Origin of the sequence: Veillonella parvula, assembly GCF_048309325.1 — a bacterium.
GTDB classification, from domain to species: Bacteria; Bacillota; Negativicutes; order Veillonellales; family Veillonellaceae; genus Veillonella; species Veillonella parvula_T.
Genome location: NZ_DBFBTX010000002.1, coordinates 22,972 through 46,358, shown reverse-complemented (window position 1 = coordinate 46,358; position 23,387 = coordinate 22,972). Strand labels below are relative to the sequence as shown.

The window sequence follows — 23,387 nt, the reverse complement described above, 5'->3', positions numbered from 1 at the left end:
ACGTAATTACAATAATCGTTATATTCCGATATGTGGATTTATCGTAAATTTTGATAGGAAAGATGAAGATTTTATTTCTTAGAATTAAAAAGTATTAAATTAGAAATAAATAAACGACAAAAATGAAGAAAAGATGAAAAAAGTTGTTTACAAGATAGAAATTTTTTGATATTGTATTGCCGTGGATGAGTATATGATGAAGAATCATGAATAATTATAGTATTCAGATCGTAATTTGGAATACTAATATTTGTTGTAAGAAGTGTAGATGATGATTAATCTTTATACTTCTTCTTTTTATTATCTTTGCAATATTATGCAACACAAGTGGTGTGTTTTACTGAGTTTTCGGTAAGAAAGGATAATCATGAATCGAATTTATAATGTTATTTGGAGTAAGACAAAAAAATGCTACGTTGTAGTATCTGAAATTGTAAAAACAGGTGGCGGTAAGGTGAAATCCGTACAAAACGGTACAACCTGGGCACGCATGAGTGCAATCATGGCGGTGGCTGCATTATTAATGGGTGGTAATATTACTACAGTTAATGCTGCTACATATACTGCTATGACGATTAATGATGTAAATGGCGCTGGTTATGCTACTGGTAATGTAGTTTATAGTGAAGGTAGTTATTTATACAATTATCAAAACCCTGGGAACCTGACACCATTTGATAACAGTCATTTGTACAATGGTACAGATAGAGGTAACTATACAGAAAATAGTTTTGCTGGCATTGCTATCGGTAAAAATACAAATATTCAGGAAGCTGGTAATCCAACTTATTATTCCGGTTTAGCTATCGGTAACTATGCTCAGGCCACAGGTGGTATTTCTTTTGCTTTAGGTCATTATGCTCAGGCTTTATCACCATCTGCTATGGCTCTTGGTACAGCTACAAAGGCGAGCGGATTTAACTCCTTGGCTATGATGCGTCAATCTGCCGCAGAAGGTGAGTTCTCCACAGCATTGGGTACTGCATCCTGGGCAAAGGGTAATGGTAGTTTTGCCATGGGTTACTCCGCTACAGCAAAAGCGGATCAATCTATCGCAATTGGTGCGGCAGAAACTATAAAATTACCTGGTCAACAACATGGTACTCCAAGTGCTAAATATAATGGCGATGGTAATACCGTAACAGAAGGGGCTCGTTCTCTTGCTTTCGGTACAAAAGCTCGTACTGCAGTTGGTGCAGATGATTCTATGGCATTCGGTTCTTCATCCAGTACTGGTGGCGCTAATGCGGTAGCTATGGGTTATAGTGCTAATGCTAGTGCAGAGAATGCCTTTGCTATCGGTAATACGGCGCAATCATCCGCACAAAATGCGGTAGCGATGGGTAAAAGTGCCAATGCAAGTGGTGTAAGCAGCTTTGCCATGGGTAGTAGCTCTAATGCTGCTGGTGCTGATGCTATCGCTATGGGTAGTTCTTCCCAAGCTAAATTATCGAACTCTATCGCATTAGGTGGTAATGCAAAATCCTTGGGTGCTGATGCGCTTGCACTTGGCGGTGCGGCTAATGCCTCTAAAGATGGTGCCATTGCAATCGGTAAAGAAGCGAAAGCAAACAATACTAATACGACAGCTATCGGTCTTGGTGCTACTGTTACAGGTACTAACTCCATGGCTATCGGTACAAATGCCGTTGCAGAATCCAATAATTCCTTGGCATTGGGTACTGGTACGGAAGTAAGAGGTGCCTTGGTTAATGGTTACTCTGCTTTCACTAACCAACAAAATAACAATATTGCAAACGGTGTAGTTGCAGTAGGTAACGTAGGTTCTGAACGCCGTATCATCAACGTGGCAGGTGGTGAAAACGATACTGACGCAACAAATGTTAAACAATTAAAATTTGTAAACAGTAACTTGGCAAAATCCATCGCAGGTCCTACTTATACGGGCTATGAAGCGAATGGTTCTACATATAAAGCGCCTGATTTCAATATCAAGAACAGCACATACCATACGGTAAAAGAGGCTGTTGAAGCGGCGCAAACGAATTTCTTCAGTGCTAAAGGCACATCTGCTGATGCGAACTACGATAACACAGGTGCTACAGGCAATAATGCGACAGCAGCCGGTGTACGTACTTCTGCAGCAAGTAACTTCGCTACAGCTGTCGGTGCTGATGCGACTGCAGCTAATGCGAACAGTACTGCTATCGGTTATAAAGCAAAATCCAGCGTAGATGACGGCGTTGCATTGGGTGCGAATTCCGTTGCTTCCGTTGCGGCCGGTAAAGCAGGTTATAATGTTAAAACTGCAGACAGCCGTACAAACGGATATAGCGGATTGACAGGCGCTGCGTTGACATCCACTATGGGTGCGGTGTCCGTAGGTGACGGCGGTACGAAAACTCGTCAAATCACAAACGTGGCTGCAGGTACTGCGGATACTGATGCTGTTAATGTGGCACAATTGCGCAATGTTAACTTGAAAGTAGCCGGCAACAGCGGTAACAATGACGTTTTATTGGACAACCAAACATTGACTGTAAAAGGCGATGGTTCTTATGTTACGACATCTGTTAACAACCAAACAATCGATGTGGCGTTGACTGATGCTACTAAGAATAAAATCGACAATGCGGCAAATAAAGACTTGTCCAATATTACTGACAATGGTAAATCCGTTATTCGTGATGAAGCGCAAAAAGCAGTAAAAGTTGTTGCTGGTAAAAATACAACGATTACAGAAGGTACTGACGGTACATATAAAACATATAAAGTTGACGTAGACGCTCCAGATTACCAATTGACTGAAAACAGCAGTGCTGCTGATAAAGCATACACTGTATCTGGCAATAAAGTTGACTTAACTGTACAAGATGCTAAAAACCCTGCGAATAAGAAAACTGTAACTATCAAGGATATCGCATCTAAAACAGAACTTGATGATACAAAAACAGAGCTTATTAATAAAGGTTTGAAATTCGATGCGGATAATGGCGGCGAAAAAACAAATAAATTAGGCTCCAAGGTAACAGTAGCTGGTGATGGTACTAACATCAACACTACAATTACACAAACTGGCGACGATACAACGATTAAGGTTGCATTGGGTCAAGATATCAATGTTAATACGGTAACTGCTACAAGAACTGTAAAAGCTGGTACTGCTACTATGGGTAACCAAGCTGTAACAGACAACAAGTCAGCGACTCAAAATGGTAATTTTGTATCTGGTTTGGATAATAAATCTTGGACTTTAACTGATCCTACTTTTGTATCCGGTCGTGCGGCAACAGAAGATCAACTTAAAATTGTCAGCGATGCTGTAAAAGCGGCTAATGCGGCTAATGCAAGTGCTACGGACTACCGTTTGATCGCTAATCCGAACAATGCGGCAGACGGCTCTTATAAAGTTGATAACAATAAAGTTGATTTGCAAGTGAAAGACGAAAAATCCGGTACGGTTAACACTGTAACAATCAAGGATCTTGCGTCTAAAACAGAGCTTGATAAAGTAAAAGATCGTTCTGTGAAATACGATGGTAATACAGGTCATGACACAGTAACATTAGAAGGTGCTAACGGTACAAAAATTACTAACTTGAAAGATGGTAACGTAGCGGCTGGTTCTAAAGATGCTGTAAACGGCGGTCAATTACATCAAGTTAAGCAGGATCTTGGTGACCAAATCACAAATACTAAAAATGATTTAAACAATAAGATTGATACAACTAAACAAGATCTTATTGATAAAGGTCTTAAATTCGACGCTAATACAGGCGGCGAAAAAACAAATAAATTGGGCTCCAAAGTAGCAGTTAAAGGGGATAACTCTAATATCATTACGGATATCTCTCAAGATGCTAACGGCGATAGCACAATTGATGTGAAACTTGGTAAAAACCTTAATGTGGAAACGATTACTGCAACTGGTGCAAACGGTAAGGACGGTAAAATCGGTATCAACGGTAAAGATGGTGTAACAACTAACATTTCCGTTACTCGTGACGGTCAACCTGGTGTAGACGGCGCTCCTGGCACAACTACAACACGTATTATATACCAAAAACCTGATGGCTCCAACGAAGAAGTGGCAACTTTGAACGACGGTCTTAAATTCAAAGGCGACATGGGTGCTACATCTAATGTTAAGCTTAACAAACAAGTGGACATCAACGGTGGTGTAACAAGTGCTTCCGATCTTGCTACAGGCAATAATATTGGTGTTACTTCTGCGGCTGTTGGCGCTGATGGCAATGCAAAATTACAATTGCAATTGGCGAAAAACTTGACCGGCTTGCAATCCGTAACGGCATCCGACACTGTGAAAGCAGGCACTGCCACTGTAGGTAATCATACGGTAGCAGATAACAAAGGTGCTAACCAAACTGGTAACTTTGTAACAGGTTTAGATAATACATCTTGGAATATTGCAGATCCTGTATATGTACCAAACCGTGCGGCTACTGAAGAACAGTTAAAAACGGTTAGTGATGCTTTGAAAGCGGCTAATGCAAGTTCTACGGATTATCGCTTAATTGCTAATCCGAACAACGCCGTAGACGGTTCCTATAAGGTTGAAAACAATCAAGTAGACTTGAAGGTAAAAGACGAAAAATCCAGTGATGTTAAAACTGTAACAATTAAGGATATTGCGTCTAAAACTGAACTAGATAATGTAAAAGATCGTTCCGTAAAATATGACGGTAACACAGGCCATGACACAGTAACTTTGGAAGGTCCTAACGGTACAAAAATTACTAACTTGAAAGACGGTAACGTAGCGGCTGGTTCTAAAGATGCTGTAAACGGCGGTCAATTACATGATGCTAAAAATGAACTTATTAATACAGGTCTTAAATTTGATGCTAATGTAGGCGGCGTACAAACTAACAAGTTAGGATCCACTGTTACAATTCAAGGTGAAGGTACTGCTGCTGACGCTGATTATAGCGGTGAAAATCTTAAAACTTTCATCAATCAAGATGCGGCAACAGGCAATACGACTATTGACGTGAAAATGAACAAAAACCTTAAAGCTGAATCTGTGAAGGTTGGCAAAAATGGTAAGGACGGCGTATCTATTACAGGTCCTGACACAGCGAACGGTACAGATGGCAAGGTAGCTGTTACTGATAAAAACGGTAAAGAAGCAGTTTCTATTTCCGGTAAAGACGGCGTAGGCCACATCGGCTTGACAGGTCCTGCTGGAACGAACGGCGTGAATGGTACTAATGGTATCGACTTGTCCGTGAAACCTGGTTACGACGATTCTGCGACAGGCGTTAAAGGTGAAAAAGGTGTTGATGGTACAAACGGTCTTACACGTATCGTTTACAAAGACGGCAACGGCGAACACCAAGTTGCGACTATGGAGGACGGTTTACAATTCACTGGTAACAATTCTGGTACTGTGAATAAACAAAAATTGAACTCCTTGGTGAAAGTACAAGGTGAAGGCGTAACTGAAGCTGAATCTGCAGCGTTCAAGAGCGCATCTGGCAACATCAACGTAAAAGCTGATGGCACTGACAAATTGGAACTTCAATTGGCAAAAGACCTTAAAAATCTTGATTCCGTAACAGCCGCTAAGACTGTGAAAGCAGGCGGTGCTACTATGGGTGGTCAAACTGTTAACAACACAGCTGGCGACAGCGAAACAGGCAATTATGTAACAGGCCTTGATAATAAAGATTGGGATGCAAATAAGATTGTATCTGGTCGTGCGGCAACAGAAGATCAATTGAAAAAAGCGTTGGATGCTCAAAGTGCTAACTCTACTGATTATCGTTTGATCAAAAATCAAGCGGCAGGCTCTAATGGTGACTATACCGTGGATGCGAATGGCGATGTAGCCTTGACTGTACAGGATAAGAATCATCCAGATAAAACAGAAACCGTTACAATCAAAGACATTGCTTCTAAATCCAAACTTGATAAATTGGATGACCGCGCTGTTAAGTATGATTTGGATCCTACAGGTAACCTTGATAAATCCAAGGTAACTTACGAAGGTCCTGCATATAACAACAAACAAGGTGGCACTCACGTAACGAATGTGGCATATGCTACAGGCAACGATGGCAGCGAAGCGGTTAATGTGGACTACTTGAATGACAAAATCAAAGATAGTGCGGATGCATTGACTAATAAAGGTTTGAAATTCGATGCTAACCAAGGCGGCGAAAAAACTAACAAGCTTGGCTCCAAAGTGACTATTAAAGGTGAAGGCACTGCAGCTGACGATGATTACAGCGGTGAAAACCTTAAAACTTTCATCACACAAGATCCAGCATCTGGTGATACAACTATCAATGTGAAGATGAATAAAAACCTTAAAGCTGAATCCGTGAAGGTTGGCAAAGATGGTAAGGATGGCGTGTCCATTACAGGTCCTGACAACGGTACAGACGGCAAGGTAGCTGTTACTGGTAAGGATGGCAAAGAAGCTGTATCTATTTCTGGTAAAGACGGCGTAGGTCACATCGGACTCAACGGTAAAGACGGCCGTAGCGCTGATATTTCTGTTGAAAAAGGTGATCCGGACCTCAACGGTAACGAAATCACTCGTATTAAATACACTGATGAAAATGGTAAGACACATCAAGTGGCAACCAAGGATGATGGTATGGCATACGGTGGTGACTCCGGTAATGTGATTAAGAAAAAACTTAATGAACAATTGGACATTAAGGGCGGCGTAACAAACGAAGCTGATTTGACTGAAAACAATATTGGCGTTATCAGCAAAAATAATATCCTCAATGTTCGTTTGGCAAAAGACCTTAAAGACTTGAACTCCATTACTTTCAACAACGGAGCTAACGGTGCAAACGGTAAAACCGTTGTAAACGGCGCAGGCATGACTATCAATGATGCAGCTGGTAATCCGTTGACAGCTGTTACAAAAGACGGCGTGAAGATTACTGATGGTCCATCTATGACGAAGGACGGCATCGATGCAGCAGGCAAGAAGGTTACAAACGTTCAAGACGGTACGGTTGCCAAAGATAGCAAAGACGCTGTTAACGGCGGTCAATTGCATGATGCTGTTGAAAGCCTTAAAACTAAAGGCTTTGGCCTTGAAGCAGAAGACGGTCAATCCGTGAAGAAAGCTCTTGGTGAAACTGTTAAGGTTAAAGGTGATGACAAAAATATCAAAACATCCGTAGACGACGGTGCTGTTAAGGTAGAATTGAAAAAAGACATCACTGTAGATACTGTAACTGCTAAGACTGTAACTACAGGCAACACTAAGATGGATACAAACGGTGTTACTATCAAGGATGGCGCTAATGAAGCGACCAAGTTGACTAAAGATGGATTGCAAATCAATGATGGTGGTAACAAAGCAGTTACTGTTAATAAAGACGGTTTGACTATCGAAAATGGTCCTAAGGTAACAAAAGACGGTATCGATGCGGCTGATAAGAAGATCACTAATGTGGCTGATGGTACTATTGGCGCTGGTAGCAAGGACGCTGTAAACGGCGGTCAATTGCATACAGCTATTGAAGACATCAAATCCACAGGCTTTGGACTTAAAGCGGAAGACGGTCAATCCGTGAAGAAACCTCTTGGCGAGACAATCGACTTGAAAGGTGACGGCAACATCAAAACTTCCGTGGACAATGGCGCTATCAAAATGGCCTTGAACGATAAGATCACTCTTGGTCAAGATCCAGCAAAACAAGTTAACATCGACGGTTCTGCAGGTACGATTACAGCTGGCAATGGCGGTAATCAAGTTAAGATTGACGGCAATGACGGTTCCGTAACGGCAAATACTGTGAAAGCTGGCGACGTTGTTGTAGGTAAACAAACTTCCGACGGTAAAGAAGGCAACTTCGTAACAGGTTTGGATAACAAAACTTGGGATCCTGAAAATCCTGTAGCAGTTCCTGGTCGTGCCGCAACAGAAGACCAATTGAAAGCTGTTAATGACGACTTCAATAACAAAGCAAGAACAGGCCGTGTATTCCAAGGTGACCAACCTGGTGATAGCGGTAAAGTGGTTCGTGGATTGGGAGATACTATGAACCTTACTGGTGGTGCGGATGTGAACCGTTTAGCGGATAACAATATTGGTGTTGTGAAAAACGCTGCTGGTGATGGCTATAACATCAAGTTGGCGAAAGACTTGAAAGGTCTTGAGTCCGTAACTACTACAGATGCTGCTGGTAATACGACTGTTATGAACGGTGGCGGCGTGACAATTACACCTGCTCAAGGTAATGCTGTAAGCCTTACTAAAGACGGTCTCAATAACGGTGGTAATAGAATTACTAATGTAGGCCCTGGTGTAGATGGCACTGATGCGGTTAACGTAAATCAATTGAGCAATGCTATGCGTAGTGTGGATGGTAAGATCGCTGATGTAGGTGCTACTAGTGCAGCTATTTCCGGCCTCAAACCTTTACAATATGATCCATTGGAACCAACGCAAGTATTGGCTGCTGTAGGCCACTACAAAGGCAGTACAGCTGCTGCTGTAGGCGTAGCACACTATACTAATGAATCTACAATGTTCCATATGGGCGTATCTCTTGGCGGTCATGACAACATGATTAATGCGGGTGTATCCTACAAATTTGGTACATCCGATGCTAAGAAAGCTATTCCAGCACGCTATAAAGCAGGCCCTATCAGCTCTGCGTATGTATTGCAAGATGAAGTGACTGCGTTAAAAGCTGAAAATGAACGCATGAAACAACATGACTTAGAGTTAACTGCTAAATACGATCAAGTACAACGCGATAATGAAGAAATGAAAGCTCAAATCGCATTGTTGATGCAACAAGTAGGACTTTCCAAATAAAAAAATTCTTAGTCTTGTTATGTAAGGAATATGAAAGCCGCCCTTCTAGGGCGGCTCATCATAAGGAGGAAGTATGAAATTCAAAACATTTATGCCTGTATTGGCTCTTGCTTGTGTGTGCGCGGTAGGCCAAGCGGATGCGGCTCAAGATCGATTGATGATGCCAGAACAACCAGCTGAACCATTGAATGTGCTTGAAACAGAAGTGGCACTTTCCGTGCCTAGCGAAGAAGTTCGTGACGTTGTTAACGCTTTCACACAATTCCAATTGGACCAAAAGGGCAAACGTATCATGGATGATTCCCGCGTTATGACCGGTCAAGAGCGTTACCGTAACAATGTATTGTACTATATGAACGTTCGTCGTAGTTGGTACATCGTGAGTCATCGTTATAAAAACGATAGCTATGGGCGTTTGGCATTAGATCGTTTGTACAACGATTACAAACAGTTCTTCACAGAGAATGCGACTGTATCTGAAGACGCTAAATTGGACTATGCGCAACAAATCATCGATATCTTGGATCGCAATACGGCCAATGTACATGATGATGAATTGCGTTTCTATATGAATGAAATGGTAATCTTCAGCTTGAACGAAGCCATGAAGGACGGTAATAATCGCGTAAAACCTGTAGATGAAAAAATGGGTCCTACGGTGGATGAACTTCCAACAGTAGACCTTCGCAAAGCGATTAATGCACCTACAATTCAATAAAATTTAGACTATATCATATGACGAAAGCCGAGGCACAAACCGCCTCGGCTTTTGTCATACATAGATTAAATCTTTTGTATGTGAATATGTAAATTTAATTCCACAAATATATAGAAAAGATGAAGAATTTCTATCTTATTTTTTAAATCTATTAAATAAACCATAAAAATGAATGAAACATGAAAAAGTTGTTTACAATATTGAAATTATTTGATATAGTAGTCGCTAGAGTGAGTATCTTATAGGAAAAGATATACGTAATAGTACTTAAACTATAGTATTGAGTACTATTGTTTTATGTTAGAAGTGTAGATGATTTTTTATGTCTATTACTTCTTCTTTTATTTTGTATTTTATATGAGGCTATAAATAGAAGGCTTAACCGGTAGAGCCGGTAGTTCGGTGAGAAAGGAATAACATGAATCGAATTTATAATGTAATTTGGAGTAAAGCTAAAAATTGCTACGTTGTAGTATCTGAGTTAGTTAAGAGCGGTGGAGGTAAAGCTAGTGTGAGTTCTGCAAGAACGAGCATTACTTTCCGTGCAGCTTTATGCGTGTTTGCTATTACGGGTTGTTTAGTATCGGGGATTGCAGAAGCAAATGTAGTACAAGGCCCTGGCGCTGCTGCTACTGGTAGCAATAGCGTGGCAGTCGGCGATAATGCAAAATCCGCAGGTGCTAAGTCTGTGGCGATAGGTAATGACGCGGCTACATTAGCAACAAGTGAAAATGGTATTGCCATCGGTAATGGTGCGAAGGCTGAAGGGCAACAACGAGTGAAGGTTCCATATCCTGCGGGTACTATTGCTATCGGTCAAGGGTCAGTGGCAAAGGAAAATGGCGATATTGTAATAGGTCGTCAAGCAAAGAGCACGATTTCCATGTATCATCAACAACCTGGCTCCGGCGCAGTTGTAATGGGTGCAGAAGCTGCTTCTTACGGTTCTCGTGGTGACGTAGTCATCGGTGCTGCAGCGGAAGCTAATATAATTAGAAAGAATGCTACTGTTGATGGTGACGGACAGCTGTTTTCACAATCTGTAGCTATCGGTAGTGTAGCGAAGGTATATGGCACACAATCTGTCGCTATCGGTGGTGATGTAAGATCTATTGGACACTCTTCTATCGCTATCGGCGGTGATGATATCGATAAAGCAAAACCTGATTTATATAAGGTTATTCCTGATTTAGCGGTGCCAGGTACGCAGAAAAACTTTAACCGTGAAGTGGCTGCATTACATCCAAGTGGATTGGGTACAGCAGGTCTTAATGATAGTAAGAACTATGTAAATACTGCTTCTATCGGAAATGCCAGCCTTGCTATTGGTATGATGACACAGTCTTTAGGCACAGGCTCTAATGCTATCGGTGCTAACTCCTTGTCAAAAGGTGTGGCTAGTTCCGCTATTGGTGCTATGGCTCGTAGCTGGGGGAATAACTCTCTGGCTATCGGTAGCCAAGCCGGTGCGTATGGTGAGAAATCCACATCCCTCGGCGATGCGAATATAGTAGGCTTTGATATGACAAATGCTACTCTATCTGGTTCTGCTGCAGGCGCTCTTGGTAGAGGCAATAAGGTATATGGTAATAATGCATATGCTATCGGTAGTGAAAATACCGTAGGGTCGGCTACTGTTACTGAAACTACAGAGTCTAATGGCGATAAAATTAAAAAGGTTACTGCTGGTACGGTTAAAGGTAATACAGCCGGTGCGTTCGGTTATAAGAATACCATTACAACGGATAATTCCTATGTAGTAGGTAGTAACTCCACTATTTCCGCAGATAACGGCATGGTTTTAGGTAACAGTGCTACTGTGACAGGGGCTAATGGTTTAGCTCTTGGTAATAATACGAAAGTAGCTAATGACAATGCCGTAGCCATCGGTAATGGCTCTGAAACAGCAGCGGCTGCGGCTACTCCTTCTGCTACAATCAATGGGGTCACTCATAACTTTGCAGGCACAAACCCTGCTTCCACAGTAAGCGTAGGTAAGGCAGGTATGGAACGGACTGTTACTAATGTAGCGGCTGGTCGTATTTCTGCTACATCCACTGATGCTATCAATGGTAGCCAATTGTTTGCAGTTAAAACAGAAGTGGAAAAAGGCGTATCCTATGCAGGTGATGTAAAAGCTGCAGCAGCTGTAGATAATAAATTCACGCGTAAATTAGGCGAACAAACTAATGTTGTAGGCGGCGTGACTGATGCAACTAAATTGACAGATAACAATATCGGTGTTGTTTCCAATGGCACTGATACGCTAAATATTAAATTGGCTAAAACATTGACCGGTTTGGACAGCGTTACAGCTGGCGGCACTACTATCAATAACGGCGGTTTGACCGTAGATGGTAAAAACTATGTATCTCCAAACGGTATCAATGCGAACAACCAAAAGATTACCAATGTAGCTGATGGTACTAACTCTAATGATGCGGTTAACTATGGTCAATTACAAAATGCGATTAACTCTATCGATAAAGCGCCTACTGTGAAAGCAAAAGATGCAAATGTAACTGTAACAGAAGGTACAAATGCAGCAGGTGGTAAGGAATATATTGTTGGATTAGGCAATACAATCAATGTTGGTACTGCACATCCTGTAACTGTAGATGGTAATGCAGGACATGTAACAGGCCTTCAAAATACAGATTGGAATGTAGACAATCCTGTGGCTGTTCCTGGTCGCGCTGCTACAGAAGATCAGTTGAAAAAGGTTAACGATACGGTTAATACCAATAAGGATCAAATTGACAAAAATAAACAAGCTATCGCTGATAACAAACAAAATATCACAACAAATGCCGGTAATATTGCTAATAATACGCAAAATATCGCAAAGAATGCTGGTGATATCGTTACTATCAATAAAACTATTGAAAAAGGTTTGAACTTTGATGGGGACTCTGGTGCAACAATCAATAAGAAATTAGGTGATACGGTTGCTGTTAAAGGCGGTGCTACAGGTACATTGTCTGACAACAATATCGGTGTTGTATCCGACGGTACAGGTACATTGAATGTAAAATTGGCTAAAACATTGACTGGTTTGGACAGTGTTACAGCTGGTGATACTACCATCAATAACGGCGGTTTGACCGTAGGTGGTAAGAATTATGTATCTCCAAATGGTATCAATGCAAACGACCAAAAGGTAACGAATGTTGCTAACGGCGACGTGGCTCCGAACTCCAAAGATGCAGTTAACGGTGGTCAATTACATCAAGTTAAGCAAGATCTTGGTGACCAAATTACGAATGCCAAGAATGATTTAAATAATAAAATTGATAATACTAAAACTGACCTTATCAATAAAGGCCTTCGTTTTAACGCGGATAATGACGATGAAAAAACGAATAAATTAGGCTCTAAAGTAACTGTAAACGGCGATGATAACATCACTACAGAAATTACTCAAACTGGTGATGATACTAAGATTGCTCTTAAATTAAAGAAAGACCTTAATGTTAGATCTGTTACGGCTACGGACACTGTGAAAGCAGGGGACGTAACAATGGGTAAACAAGCTGATGGTGCGAATCCTGGTAATACAGGCAACTATATTACGGGTCTTGATAATAAGACTTGGGATCCAGGTAATGTTGTATCTGGTCGTGCCGCAACAGAAGACCAATTGAAACAAGCTTTGGCAAATCAAACTGCAACAGGTCTTAAATTTGATGCCAATGTAGGCGGTGTACAAACTAGTAAATTAGGTTCTACAGTAATCGTACAAGGCGAAGGTAAAGCTGCTGATAGCGATTATAGCGGTGAAAATATTAAGACTTTCATCAAACAAGATGCAGCAACAGGCAACACGACCATTGACGTGAAGATGAGCAAAAATCTTAAAGCTGAATCTGTAAAAGTTGGCAAAGGTGATAATAAGGATGGTGTATCTATCACAGGTCCAGATGGTGCGAACGGCACAGATGGCAAGGTAGGCATTACTGGTAAAGACGGTAAAGAAGCTGTATCCATGTCCGGCAAAGACGGTGTAGGTCACATCGGTCTTAATGGTAAGGACGGCCGTAGTGCGGATATTACTGCTGAAAAAGGCGACCCTGATATCGAAGGTAACGAAATCACGCGTATTAAATACCAAGACGAAAATGGCAAAACTCACCAAGTGGCAACCAAAGACGATGGTATGAAATACGGTGGCGATAGCGGTGCCGTGATCAACAAAAAGCTTAATGAGCAAGTAAACGTAATCGGTGGCATTACTGATGCTAGCAAGTTGACTACTGAAGACAATTTAGGTGTCGTATCCGATGGTAGCAATAACCTCAAGGTTCGTATGGCAAAAGACTTAAAAGGTCTTGAGACAGTAACAACTAAAGATGCTGCAGGCAACACTACAGTTGTAAATGGCGGCGGCATGAAAATTACACCTGCTAGCGGTAACCCTGTGAGTCTAACTAAAGATGGTTTGGATAATGGTGGTAACAAGATTACGAATGTAGCTGCTGGTACAGCTCCAACTGATGCAGTCAATAAATCTCAATTGGATCAAGCTGCAGCTGCTGCGACTACGACGGTAACAGCGGGCGATAATATTAAGGTTACGCCAAGTGACAATCCGAATGGTTCCAAAAACTATGAAGTAAGTCTTAAAGACCAAGTAACATTGGGCTCCGATCCGAAGAAACAAATCGCTATCGATGGCAATGCAGGCACAATCAAAGCTGGCGACAAGGTTGAAATCGACGGCGATAAAGGGACTATTAAAGTTGGTAAAGATGGTCAAGATGGCGTATCCATCACAGGCCCAGATACGGCGAACGGCATAGACGGCAAGGTAGGTATCGCTGGTAAAGACGGTAAAGATGCTGTATCCATGTCCGGTAAAGACGGTGTAGGTCACATCGGTCTTAATGGTAAGGACGGTCGCAGTGCTGATATCTCTGTTGAAAAAGGTGACCCTGATATCGAAGGCAACGAAATCACGCGTATTAAATACCAAGACGAAAATGGTAAAACCCACCAAGTGGCAACTAAAGACGATGGTATGAAATACAGTGGCGATAGCGGCGCTGTAATCAACAAAAAGCTTAATGAACAAGTAAACGTTATCGGCGGTATTACTGATGCTAGCAAGTTGACTACAGAAGATAATTTAGGTGTCGTATCCGACGGTACTGGTAACCTCAAGGTTCGTATGGCTAAAGAGTTGAAAGGTCTTGAAACAGTAACAACTAAGGATGCTGCAGGTAATACTACAGTTATGAACGGTGGCGGTGTAACAATTACACCTGCTAGCGGTAATGCTGTAAGCCTTACTAAAGATGGTCTCAACAACGGTGGTAATACAATTACCAATGTTGCGGCTGGTGTAAACGGTACTGATGCGGTTAACGTAAATCAATTAAAAGGTGCAACAGATAAGATGGCGAATGAAATCAATGCTGTAGCGGGTGAAACACAACGTGTAGGCGCTCATGCGGCGGCTATGGCTGCGTTGAAACCAATTCAATACGATCCATTGGAGCCAACTCAAGTAATGGCTGGTATCGGTAATTACAGAGGTGAAACTGCGGCGGCGTTAGGTGTTGCACATTACTCTGCAGAAGATACTATGTTCCATTTGGGCGTATCTGTTGGTGGTCATCATAATATGGTGAATGCTGGTGTAACTCACAAATTCGGTAACTCCGATGCGAAGAAAGCGATTCCAGAACGTTATAAAGGTGGCCCTATTAGTTCTGTTTATGTGTTGCAAGATGAGGTAACAGCGTTGAAAGCTGAAAATGCACGCATGCAAGAAAGCCTTAACGAATTGTCTTCAGTGAAGGCTGATAATGCACGTATGCAACAACGTATTGATGAATTATCCTCTGTGAAGGAAGATAATGAACAAATGAAGGCTCAAATTGCATTGTTGATGCAACAAGCAGGGCTTACAAAGTAAATTTGACTTGATTAAATGGGTTATTTAGTATACTCTAGTCATGTAAGAATCATGTAAGAATCATGTAAGGAATATGAAAGCCGCCCTTCGTGGGGCGGCTCGTCATTAGGAGGATTTATGAAATTCAAAACATTTATGCCTGTATTGGCACTTGCTTGTGTATGCGCGGTAGGTCAAGCGGATGCGGCTCAAGATCGATTGATGATGCCAGAACAACCGGCAGAACCATTAAACGTGATTGAAGCGGAAGTTGCAGTTCCTGTACCTAGCGAAGAAGTTCGTGACGTTGTTAATGCTTTCACACAATTCCAATTGGACCAAAAGGGAAAACGTATCATGGATGATTCCCGTGTTATGACCGGTCAAGAGCGTTACCGTAACAATGTATTGTACTACATGAACGTTCGTCGCAGCTGGTACATCGTGAGCCATCGTTATAAAAATGATAGCTATGGTCGTTTAGCGTTGGATCGTTTGTACAATGATTACAAACAGTTCTTTACAGAACATGCGACTGTATCTGAAGACGCTAAATTGGACTATGCGCAACAAATCATCGATATCTTGGATCGCAATACAGCCAATGTACATGATGATGAATTGCGTTTCTACATGAACGAAATGGTGATCTTCAGCTTGAACGAAGCTATGAAAGACGGCAATAATCGCGTGAAACCTGTGGATGAAAAAGCAGTTCCTGCGATGGACGAACTTCACACAGTGGATCTTCGTAAAGCGATTAATGCACCAACAATTCAATAATTTTAGATTATCCAATTATAAGAATTAAGTGTTGTTGTGTTGTATTGTATTTCTTATAATTGTATGACCGATAAAAAATATCGGGGTGTTGTTTGTATTAACAATACCCCGATATTTTTATGCATATAATTTTGCAATCAATGTGATTCGCTGACCTTGAATCACCTTATATGTAATTTTTTTTACGATGGCCGTAAAGTTGTGATGCAGAAATTGTAACTGATCGTTAGGTTGAACGTCCGCATCATATGTGAATACGCCTTCTTCCCCATTAAAGCGACCTTTGATTGTGAAAGTTTGATTATCTCGTGTAACTACGATATCTTCTTCGGTAACCGTATTTGGTTTATCTATTTTTTGTTGTAAGATATTGAGTTCTGACATAGATTTCTTCCTCCTTTCTGCTTTCAGTATAACAATAAAAATTAAAAAACACATGGAGTAATCGTATAAATTGTTTTTATACACATATGCTCTATTTCTATAAAGCCTATAAAGCCCGCCGATACGCCTTTAGAGGGACTTGGAATAAAAAAAGGAATGAAGGCGATTTGAATTTCACCTGTCATTCCTTTTACTATATAATAAAATGCTACCTTTATTGATTGTGCAATAGTTAATTGGCTTAAGTAGGTATGTAGTAATTGTGTACGTACATTGAGTCAAAATGGCAGAAACACTGTACGATATCCGTTTATGAAAAGATATCATTCTATTATATGGTCTATCATAAATCAGAATGATGAAGAGAAAATAAATTGGTTATATATGATGTGATATTGGCACATAATTATGGAGAGTTTGGTATTATTTATGAAAGTAGGTGAATAATAGTTAAAAAAATACAGTGTTTATGCAGAATATTCAGTATATTTAATTATATCGAAATTATTAATAACTTAAACACAAAAGTTTTATGAAAATAAAATGAAAAAAAGTTTACTTTTCCTGTAATATGTGGTATTTTAGATATACACATTCAAGAATATCGATGAATTCTCAATACATCATCGATCCATCATTGTTATTTCATTAAATATGTAAATAGTTAGTTAGTAAGTTTTATAAGTTTTATAGGAGAAAGATTAATGAATCGAGTATTTAAAGTGATTTGGAATCGCACAAAGGGCTGCTATGTCGTTGTGGCAGAAACAGCAAAAAACATGACGAAACGTTCCTCTTTGTCGGTTGTATTCTCTAAAATGGTAGGTGCTACAGCAGTTGCCGTTATGTTGACAGGCGTTATGATGCCTACGGATGCCTTGGGGGCACCGATTAAAAATGGTGTCGGAGCGACAGCTGAAAACGACGGTGGTATCGCGATTGGTGACAGAACAAATGCTCGCGGTGACTATAGTGTGGCTATGGGTACAGACGCTACTGTTGGTAAAAATGATCCATCTGAATCTGAAAGCCAAAATGGTATCGCTATCGGTCATGGTGCTACAGTAAGTGTTAACCCTGCTACGGCAACACCAGGTATTACAGATAAGAGCGGTGGTATTGCCATCGGTCATGATGCGACAACTAAGGATATCAATACAATTGCTATTGGTACAAGCACTATCGGTCAAGGTGCGCAAGCTGTAGCTATTGGTCGTAATGCGCGCACAATTGCTAATAACGGCGTAGCTATTGGTAACGAAGCACGTGTACAATCCACGAACGGCTTTGCGTTGGGGAACAATGCACGTGCCGGTTTTGATGAAAACAATCAATTGATAGGTCTTGATAATGATCAGGCTTTCGGTTCCAATGCACGTGCTTACGGTGGGTCCTCCATGGCGTTCGGTAATAATGCGAAGGCATCCAAAGGGGGTGCTATTGCTATGGGTAATGGTTCTCAATCTCGAGGTGATTGGGGTGTAGCCATCGGTAATGGTGCAAAAGCATTGGCACAAGGTGCTCGCGCAATCGGTGCTAACTCTACAGCTGATGCTACTAATGCTGCTGCTATGGGTTGGGATAGTGTGGCTAGCGGTGAGGCTTCTATTGCTATCGGTGAGACGGCAAAAGCGACTGCAAATAATTCTATTGCTATGAGTAAAGCTGCAATCGCAGCTGCAGATGATTCCATTGCCATCGGTAAAAATGCATCAGTTGATGCGAATCAACAACGATCGATTGCATTAGGTGCTAACTCCAAGACTGATAATGTAGTAAGCACACCAAATCAATTGGTAAATGGCTTATGGTATAAAAACTATGCCGGCGGCTCTGCTGACTCTACACTTAGCGTGGGTAGTGATACGCTAAAACGTACTATCACAAATGTGGCTGCAGGTCGTGTGAATGCACAATCTACAGATGCAATTAACGGTAGCCAATTATATGGTGTTGCCAATACCTTGGGTAATTTAGCAAGCACTACAAAAGGTATTTTAGGTGGCAATGCAGCGCTTGACCCTGATACTGGCAACTTGTCGATGAGCAATATCGGTAACACTGGTAAAAGCACGATTCATGATGCTATTAAATTCAATAAAGACACTATAGATAAAGGTCTTAACTTTGATGCTAATACAGGTGGTGCTAAAAACAACTTATTAGGTTCTAAAGTTACCATCAAGGGTGACGGCAGCAATATCAATGCCGCAATTACACAAGCCAATGGTGATACAACTATCAACATGACTTTGGGTAATACTATTAAAGTAGGTACAGCAAACCCTGTAACGATTGACGGCACTACAGGTCATGTAACAGGCCTTCAAAATAAGGATTGGAATGTAGATAGTCCTGTGGCTGTATCTGGTCGCGCCGCTACAGAAGATCAGTTGAAAAAGGTTAATGATAAAGTTAACACTAATAAGGCTCAAATTGACAAGAATAAACAAGATATCGCTGATAATAAGCAAAATATCACAAACAATGCCAATAATATCGCTCAAAATAAGCAAGACATCTCCAATATTAATACAAAAATTAATAAAGGTTTGAACTTTGCTGGTGATACAGGTACTGTAAGCAACAGACAATTAGGCGATACAGTTACTGTTAAAGGCGGTGCTACAGGCACATTATCCGACGGTAATATCGGTGTTGAATCCGACGGCAATGGCACATTGAATGTGAAACTAGCTAAAACATTGACTGGTTTGGATAGCGTTACAGCAGGTGGTACTACTATCAACAACGGTGGTTTGACTGTAGGCGGTAAAACGTATGTGTCTCCAACAGGTCTCAATGCGAATAATCAAAAGATTACTAATGTTGCTAATGGTAGCGACCCTAATGATGCAGTAAACTATAGTCAATTACAAGCTGCTATCGGTGGTACAGCCAAAGCATCTACTGTAAAAGCAAAGGATGCGAATCTAACTGTAACAGAAAGTACAAACGCAGCAGGTGGTAAGGAATATACTGTTGGTTTAGGTAATAAAATTACCGTAGGTACAGCACATCCTGTAACTGTAGACGGTGATGCTGGTCATGTGACAGGCCTCACAAATATAGATTGGAATGTAGACAATCCTGTGGCTGAATCTGGTCGCGGTGCTACTGAAGATCAGTTGAAAAAGGTTAATGATAAAGTTAACACTAATAAAACTGCTATTGATAAAGGTTTGAACTTTGATGGTGACTCCGGTGCAGTTATCAATAAAAAATTAGGTGAAAAACTATCCGTTAAAGGCGGTGCAACAGGCACATTATCCGACGGTAATATCGGTGTTGAATCTGATGGCAATGGCACATTGAATGTGAAATTAGCTAAAACATTGACTGGCTTGGAAAGCGTTACAGCTGGTGGTACTACTATCAACAACGGCGGTTTGACCGTAGGTGGTAAGAATTATGTATCTCCAACAGGTCTCAATGCGAATAATCAAAAGATTACTAATGTTGCTGATGGTACTGTAGGCGCAGGCAGTAAGGACGCTGTAAACGGCGGTCAATTGCACGATGCTAAAAACGAATTAAATACTAATATCAGTAATGCCAAAACAGAACTTATCAACAAGGGCCTTCGTTTCAACGCTGATAACAACGATGAAAAAACGAACAAACTTGGTTCTAAAGTAACAGTAAATGGTGATGGTAATATCACTACTGAAATTACGCAAACCGGCGATGATACTACAATCGGCGTTAAATTGAACAAAAATCTTAATGTTCAAACATTGACAGCTACAGATACTGTGAAAGCCGGCGGTGTAACAATGGGTAAACACGCTGATTCTAACAACTATGTAACTGGTCTTGATAATAAAGATTGGGATGTGAATACAACTAATCCTGTAAGCGGTCGCGCTGCTACAGAAGATCAATTGAGAAAAATCAGTGATGTTGTTAAGAACCAAGGTGCTGCTGCTACAGATTACCGTTTGGTGAAAAATGCTGCTGCTGCAGATGGTGCTTATACAGTTGATTCTAACGGTGATGTTGACTTGACTGTAGAAGATAAAAACCATGCAGGTACAAAAGAAACCGTTAAGATTAAGGACGTTGCGTCTAAATCTAGCCTTGATAAATTAAATGATCGTGCTGTTAAGTATGACTTGGATCCTGCTGGCAGTCCAGATTACACAAAAGTAACTTATGAAGGTCCTACCTATACTAATAAAACTGGTGGCACTCATGTAACAAACGTGGCGTATGCTACAGGTAACGATGGTAGCGAAGCGGTTAATGTGGATTACTTGAAAGATAAAATCAAAGATAGTGAAGACGCATTAACTAATAAAGGTTTGAAATTCGACGCTAACAGTGGCGGCGTAAAAACTAATAAACTTGGCTCTACAGTAACTGTTAAGGGTGAAGGTAATGATGCTGATGCTAACTACAGCGGTGAAAACCTTAAAACTTTCATCACACAAGATCAAGATGGTAACACAACTATCGATGTAAAGATGAACAAAAACCTCAAAGCTAATAGTGTGGCTATTGCTGGTAAAAACGGTCAAGACGGCGTTACACTTAAAGGTGGCGACGCTAAAAACGGTGTAGATGGTACAAGCATTAATCGTTTAGTGACTGAAGATAAAGATGGCAATACACATACGCTTGCAACCCTTGATGATGGTATGATGTACGGCGGCGATACAGGCAATGTAATTAAAAAGAAACTTAACAATCAAGTGAATGTTAAGGGCGGTATCTCCGATGAAAGCAAATTAGCTACTGAAGACAACATCGGTGTTGTTTCCGACGGTTCTGATACATTGAAATTGCGCTTGGCGAAAGAATTGAAAGGCTTGACGTCTGCTACTTTCACAAACGGCGGCAATAATACTGTTATCAATGGTGATGGCATGACCATCAATCGTGCTGGCGGCGATGCAGTAAGTCTTACAAAAGACGGCTTAAATAACGGCGGTAACAAGATTACGAATGTTGCTGATGGCACGGACCCTAACGATGCAGTTAATAAATCTCAATTGGATAAAGCTACAGCAGCTGCATCTACAACGGTATCGGCAGGTAATAATATTACTGTGACACCTAGCACCAATGCGAATGGTTCCAAGAACTATGAAGTAAGTCTTAAAGATCAAGTGACATTGGGCTCTGATGCTACGAAACAAATCGTGATGGACGGTACTACAGGTACCATCAAGGCTGGTGATAAAGTTACAATCGATGGTAATAAAGGTACGATTAAAGCTGGCAATGTAACAATTGATGGTGAAAACGGTACCATTAAAGCTGGTGACAAGGTAACTATCGATGGTAAAGATGGTAAGATTGCGGCAGGTAAAGTGTCTGTTGATGGTAAAGACGGTTATGTGACAGGTCTAGAAAACAAAGATTGGGATCCTGACAACATCACAAGCGGTCGTGCTGCTACAGAAGATCAATTGCAAAAATCTCACAAATCCTTGGATAACAAGATTAATAACCTAGGTGATGAAATCACGAAAAAAGGTATGAATTTCGCCGGTAATACAGGTGAATTCCACCGTGATTTAGGCCAAAAGGTTACTATCAAAGGTGAAGGTACAGAGTCTGACGATAAATACTCCGGCGAAAATATTAAAACAGTAGCCGACCAAGATGGTAATGTTAATATCAAGATGGCGAAAGACCTTAAGACTGATAGCTTAACTACCGATAAGGTAAAAGTTGGTAAAAACGGTCAAGATGGCGTATCTATTACTGGTCCTAATGGTGCTGACGGTACAGACGGCAAAGTAGGTATTACAGGCAAAGACGGTAAAGATGCTGTATCCATGTCCGGCAAAGACGGCGTTGGTCATATTGGTTTAACTGGTAAAGACGGCCGTAATGCGGATATTACCGTTGATAAAGGTGATCCAGACTTAGACGGTAATGTAATCACTCGTATTAAGTACCAAGATGAAAATGGTAAGACACATCAAGTGGCAACTAAAGACGATGGTATGAAATACGGTGGCGATAGCGGCTCCGTAATCAAGAAAAAGCTTAACGAACAAGTTAATGTAGTGGGTGGCATTACTGATGCTAGCAAGTTGACTACAGAGGACAATTTAGGTGTTGTATCCGATGGTACTGGCAACCTTAAGGTTCGTATGGCGAAAGACTTGAAAGGTCTTGAAACAGTAACCACTAAGGATGCTGCAGGTAATACTACTGTTATGAACGGTGGCGGTGTAACAATTACACCTGCTAGCGGTAATGCAGTAAGCCTTACTAAAGATGGCCTCAACAACGGCGGTAATACAATTACCAATGTAGGCCCTGGTGTAAACGGCACTGATGCAGTTAACGTAAATCAATTGAAAGGTGCTACAGACGGTTTAGCTAATGCTATTAACTCCGTAGCAGGCGAAACACAACGTGTAGGCGCACATGCAGCGGCTATGTCTGCATTGAAACCTATTCAATATGATCCATTGGAACCAACTCAAGTAATGGCTGGTATCGGTAATTACAGAGGTGAAACTGCGGCAGCTCTTGGCGTTGCACATTACACAGCAGAAGATACAATGTTCCATGTAGGCGTATCTGTTGGTAGCCACCATAACATGGTGAATGCTGGTGTAACTCGTAAATTCGGTACTTCCGATGCGAAGAAAGCGGTTCCTGAACGTTACAAAGGTGGCCCTATTAGCTCCATGTACGTAATGCAAGATGAAATGACTGCTTTGAAAGCTAAGTACGAAAAAGTACAACGCGACAATGAAGAAATGAGAGCACAAATTGCATTATTGATGCAACAAGCGGGCTTGAAATAATATGAAATAACATATTGATACGGCAGTGCTTATAAAAGGCGCCAAAAGCGAAATGCT

The 23,387-nt window shown here is 41.1% G+C and carries 6 protein-coding genes; 5 read left to right on the top strand and 1 reads right to left on the bottom strand.

Going from position 1 to position 23,387, the window contains the following annotated elements:
* Positions 1 to 367: 367 nt before the first annotated feature.
* From ACMKPP_RS00665 to ACMKPP_RS00650, 4 genes are all read left to right on the top strand, one after another.
* Complete coding sequence (locus ACMKPP_RS00665; protein WP_418369145.1) at positions 368 to 8,776, top strand: YadA-like family protein; 8,409 nt, start codon at positions 368 to 370, stop codon at positions 8,774 to 8,776.
* Positions 8,777 to 8,849: 73 nt separating this feature from the next.
* Positions 8,850 to 9,494 carry a hypothetical protein gene (locus ACMKPP_RS00660; RefSeq protein WP_227065056.1) on the top strand — a complete coding sequence of 215 codons (645 nt, stop codon included), beginning with the start codon at positions 8,850 to 8,852 and terminating at the stop codon, positions 9,492 to 9,494.
* Positions 9,495 to 9,912: 418 nt separating this feature from the next.
* A complete protein-coding gene (locus tag ACMKPP_RS00655) occupies positions 9,913 to 15,411 on the top strand; it encodes an ESPR-type extended signal peptide-containing protein (protein WP_418369144.1) in 5,499 nt (1,832 codons plus the stop codon).
* A 117-nt stretch (positions 15,412 to 15,528) separates the two neighbouring features.
* Positions 15,529 to 16,173 carry a hypothetical protein gene (locus ACMKPP_RS00650; protein WP_008714476.1) on the top strand — a complete coding sequence of 215 codons (645 nt, stop codon included), beginning with the start codon at positions 15,529 to 15,531 and terminating at the stop codon, positions 16,171 to 16,173.
* Positions 16,174 to 16,290: 117 nt separating this feature from the next.
* Here the strand turns inward: ACMKPP_RS00650 and ACMKPP_RS09810 are convergent, their stop codons facing one another.
* Positions 16,291 to 16,557: a hypothetical protein gene (locus ACMKPP_RS09810; RefSeq protein ID WP_472725472.1), complete on the bottom strand. Its 267-nt coding sequence runs from the start codon at positions 16,555 to 16,557 to the stop codon at positions 16,291 to 16,293.
* 704 nt (positions 16,558 to 17,261) lie between these two features.
* On the opposite strand from ACMKPP_RS09810, the gene ACMKPP_RS00640 reads away from it, so the two are divergent.
* Entirely contained in the window at positions 17,262 to 23,330 is a 6,069-nt protein-coding gene (locus ACMKPP_RS00640; RefSeq protein ID WP_418369143.1) for an ESPR-type extended signal peptide-containing protein, read from the top strand.
* Positions 23,331 to 23,387: the final 57 nt, after the last annotated feature.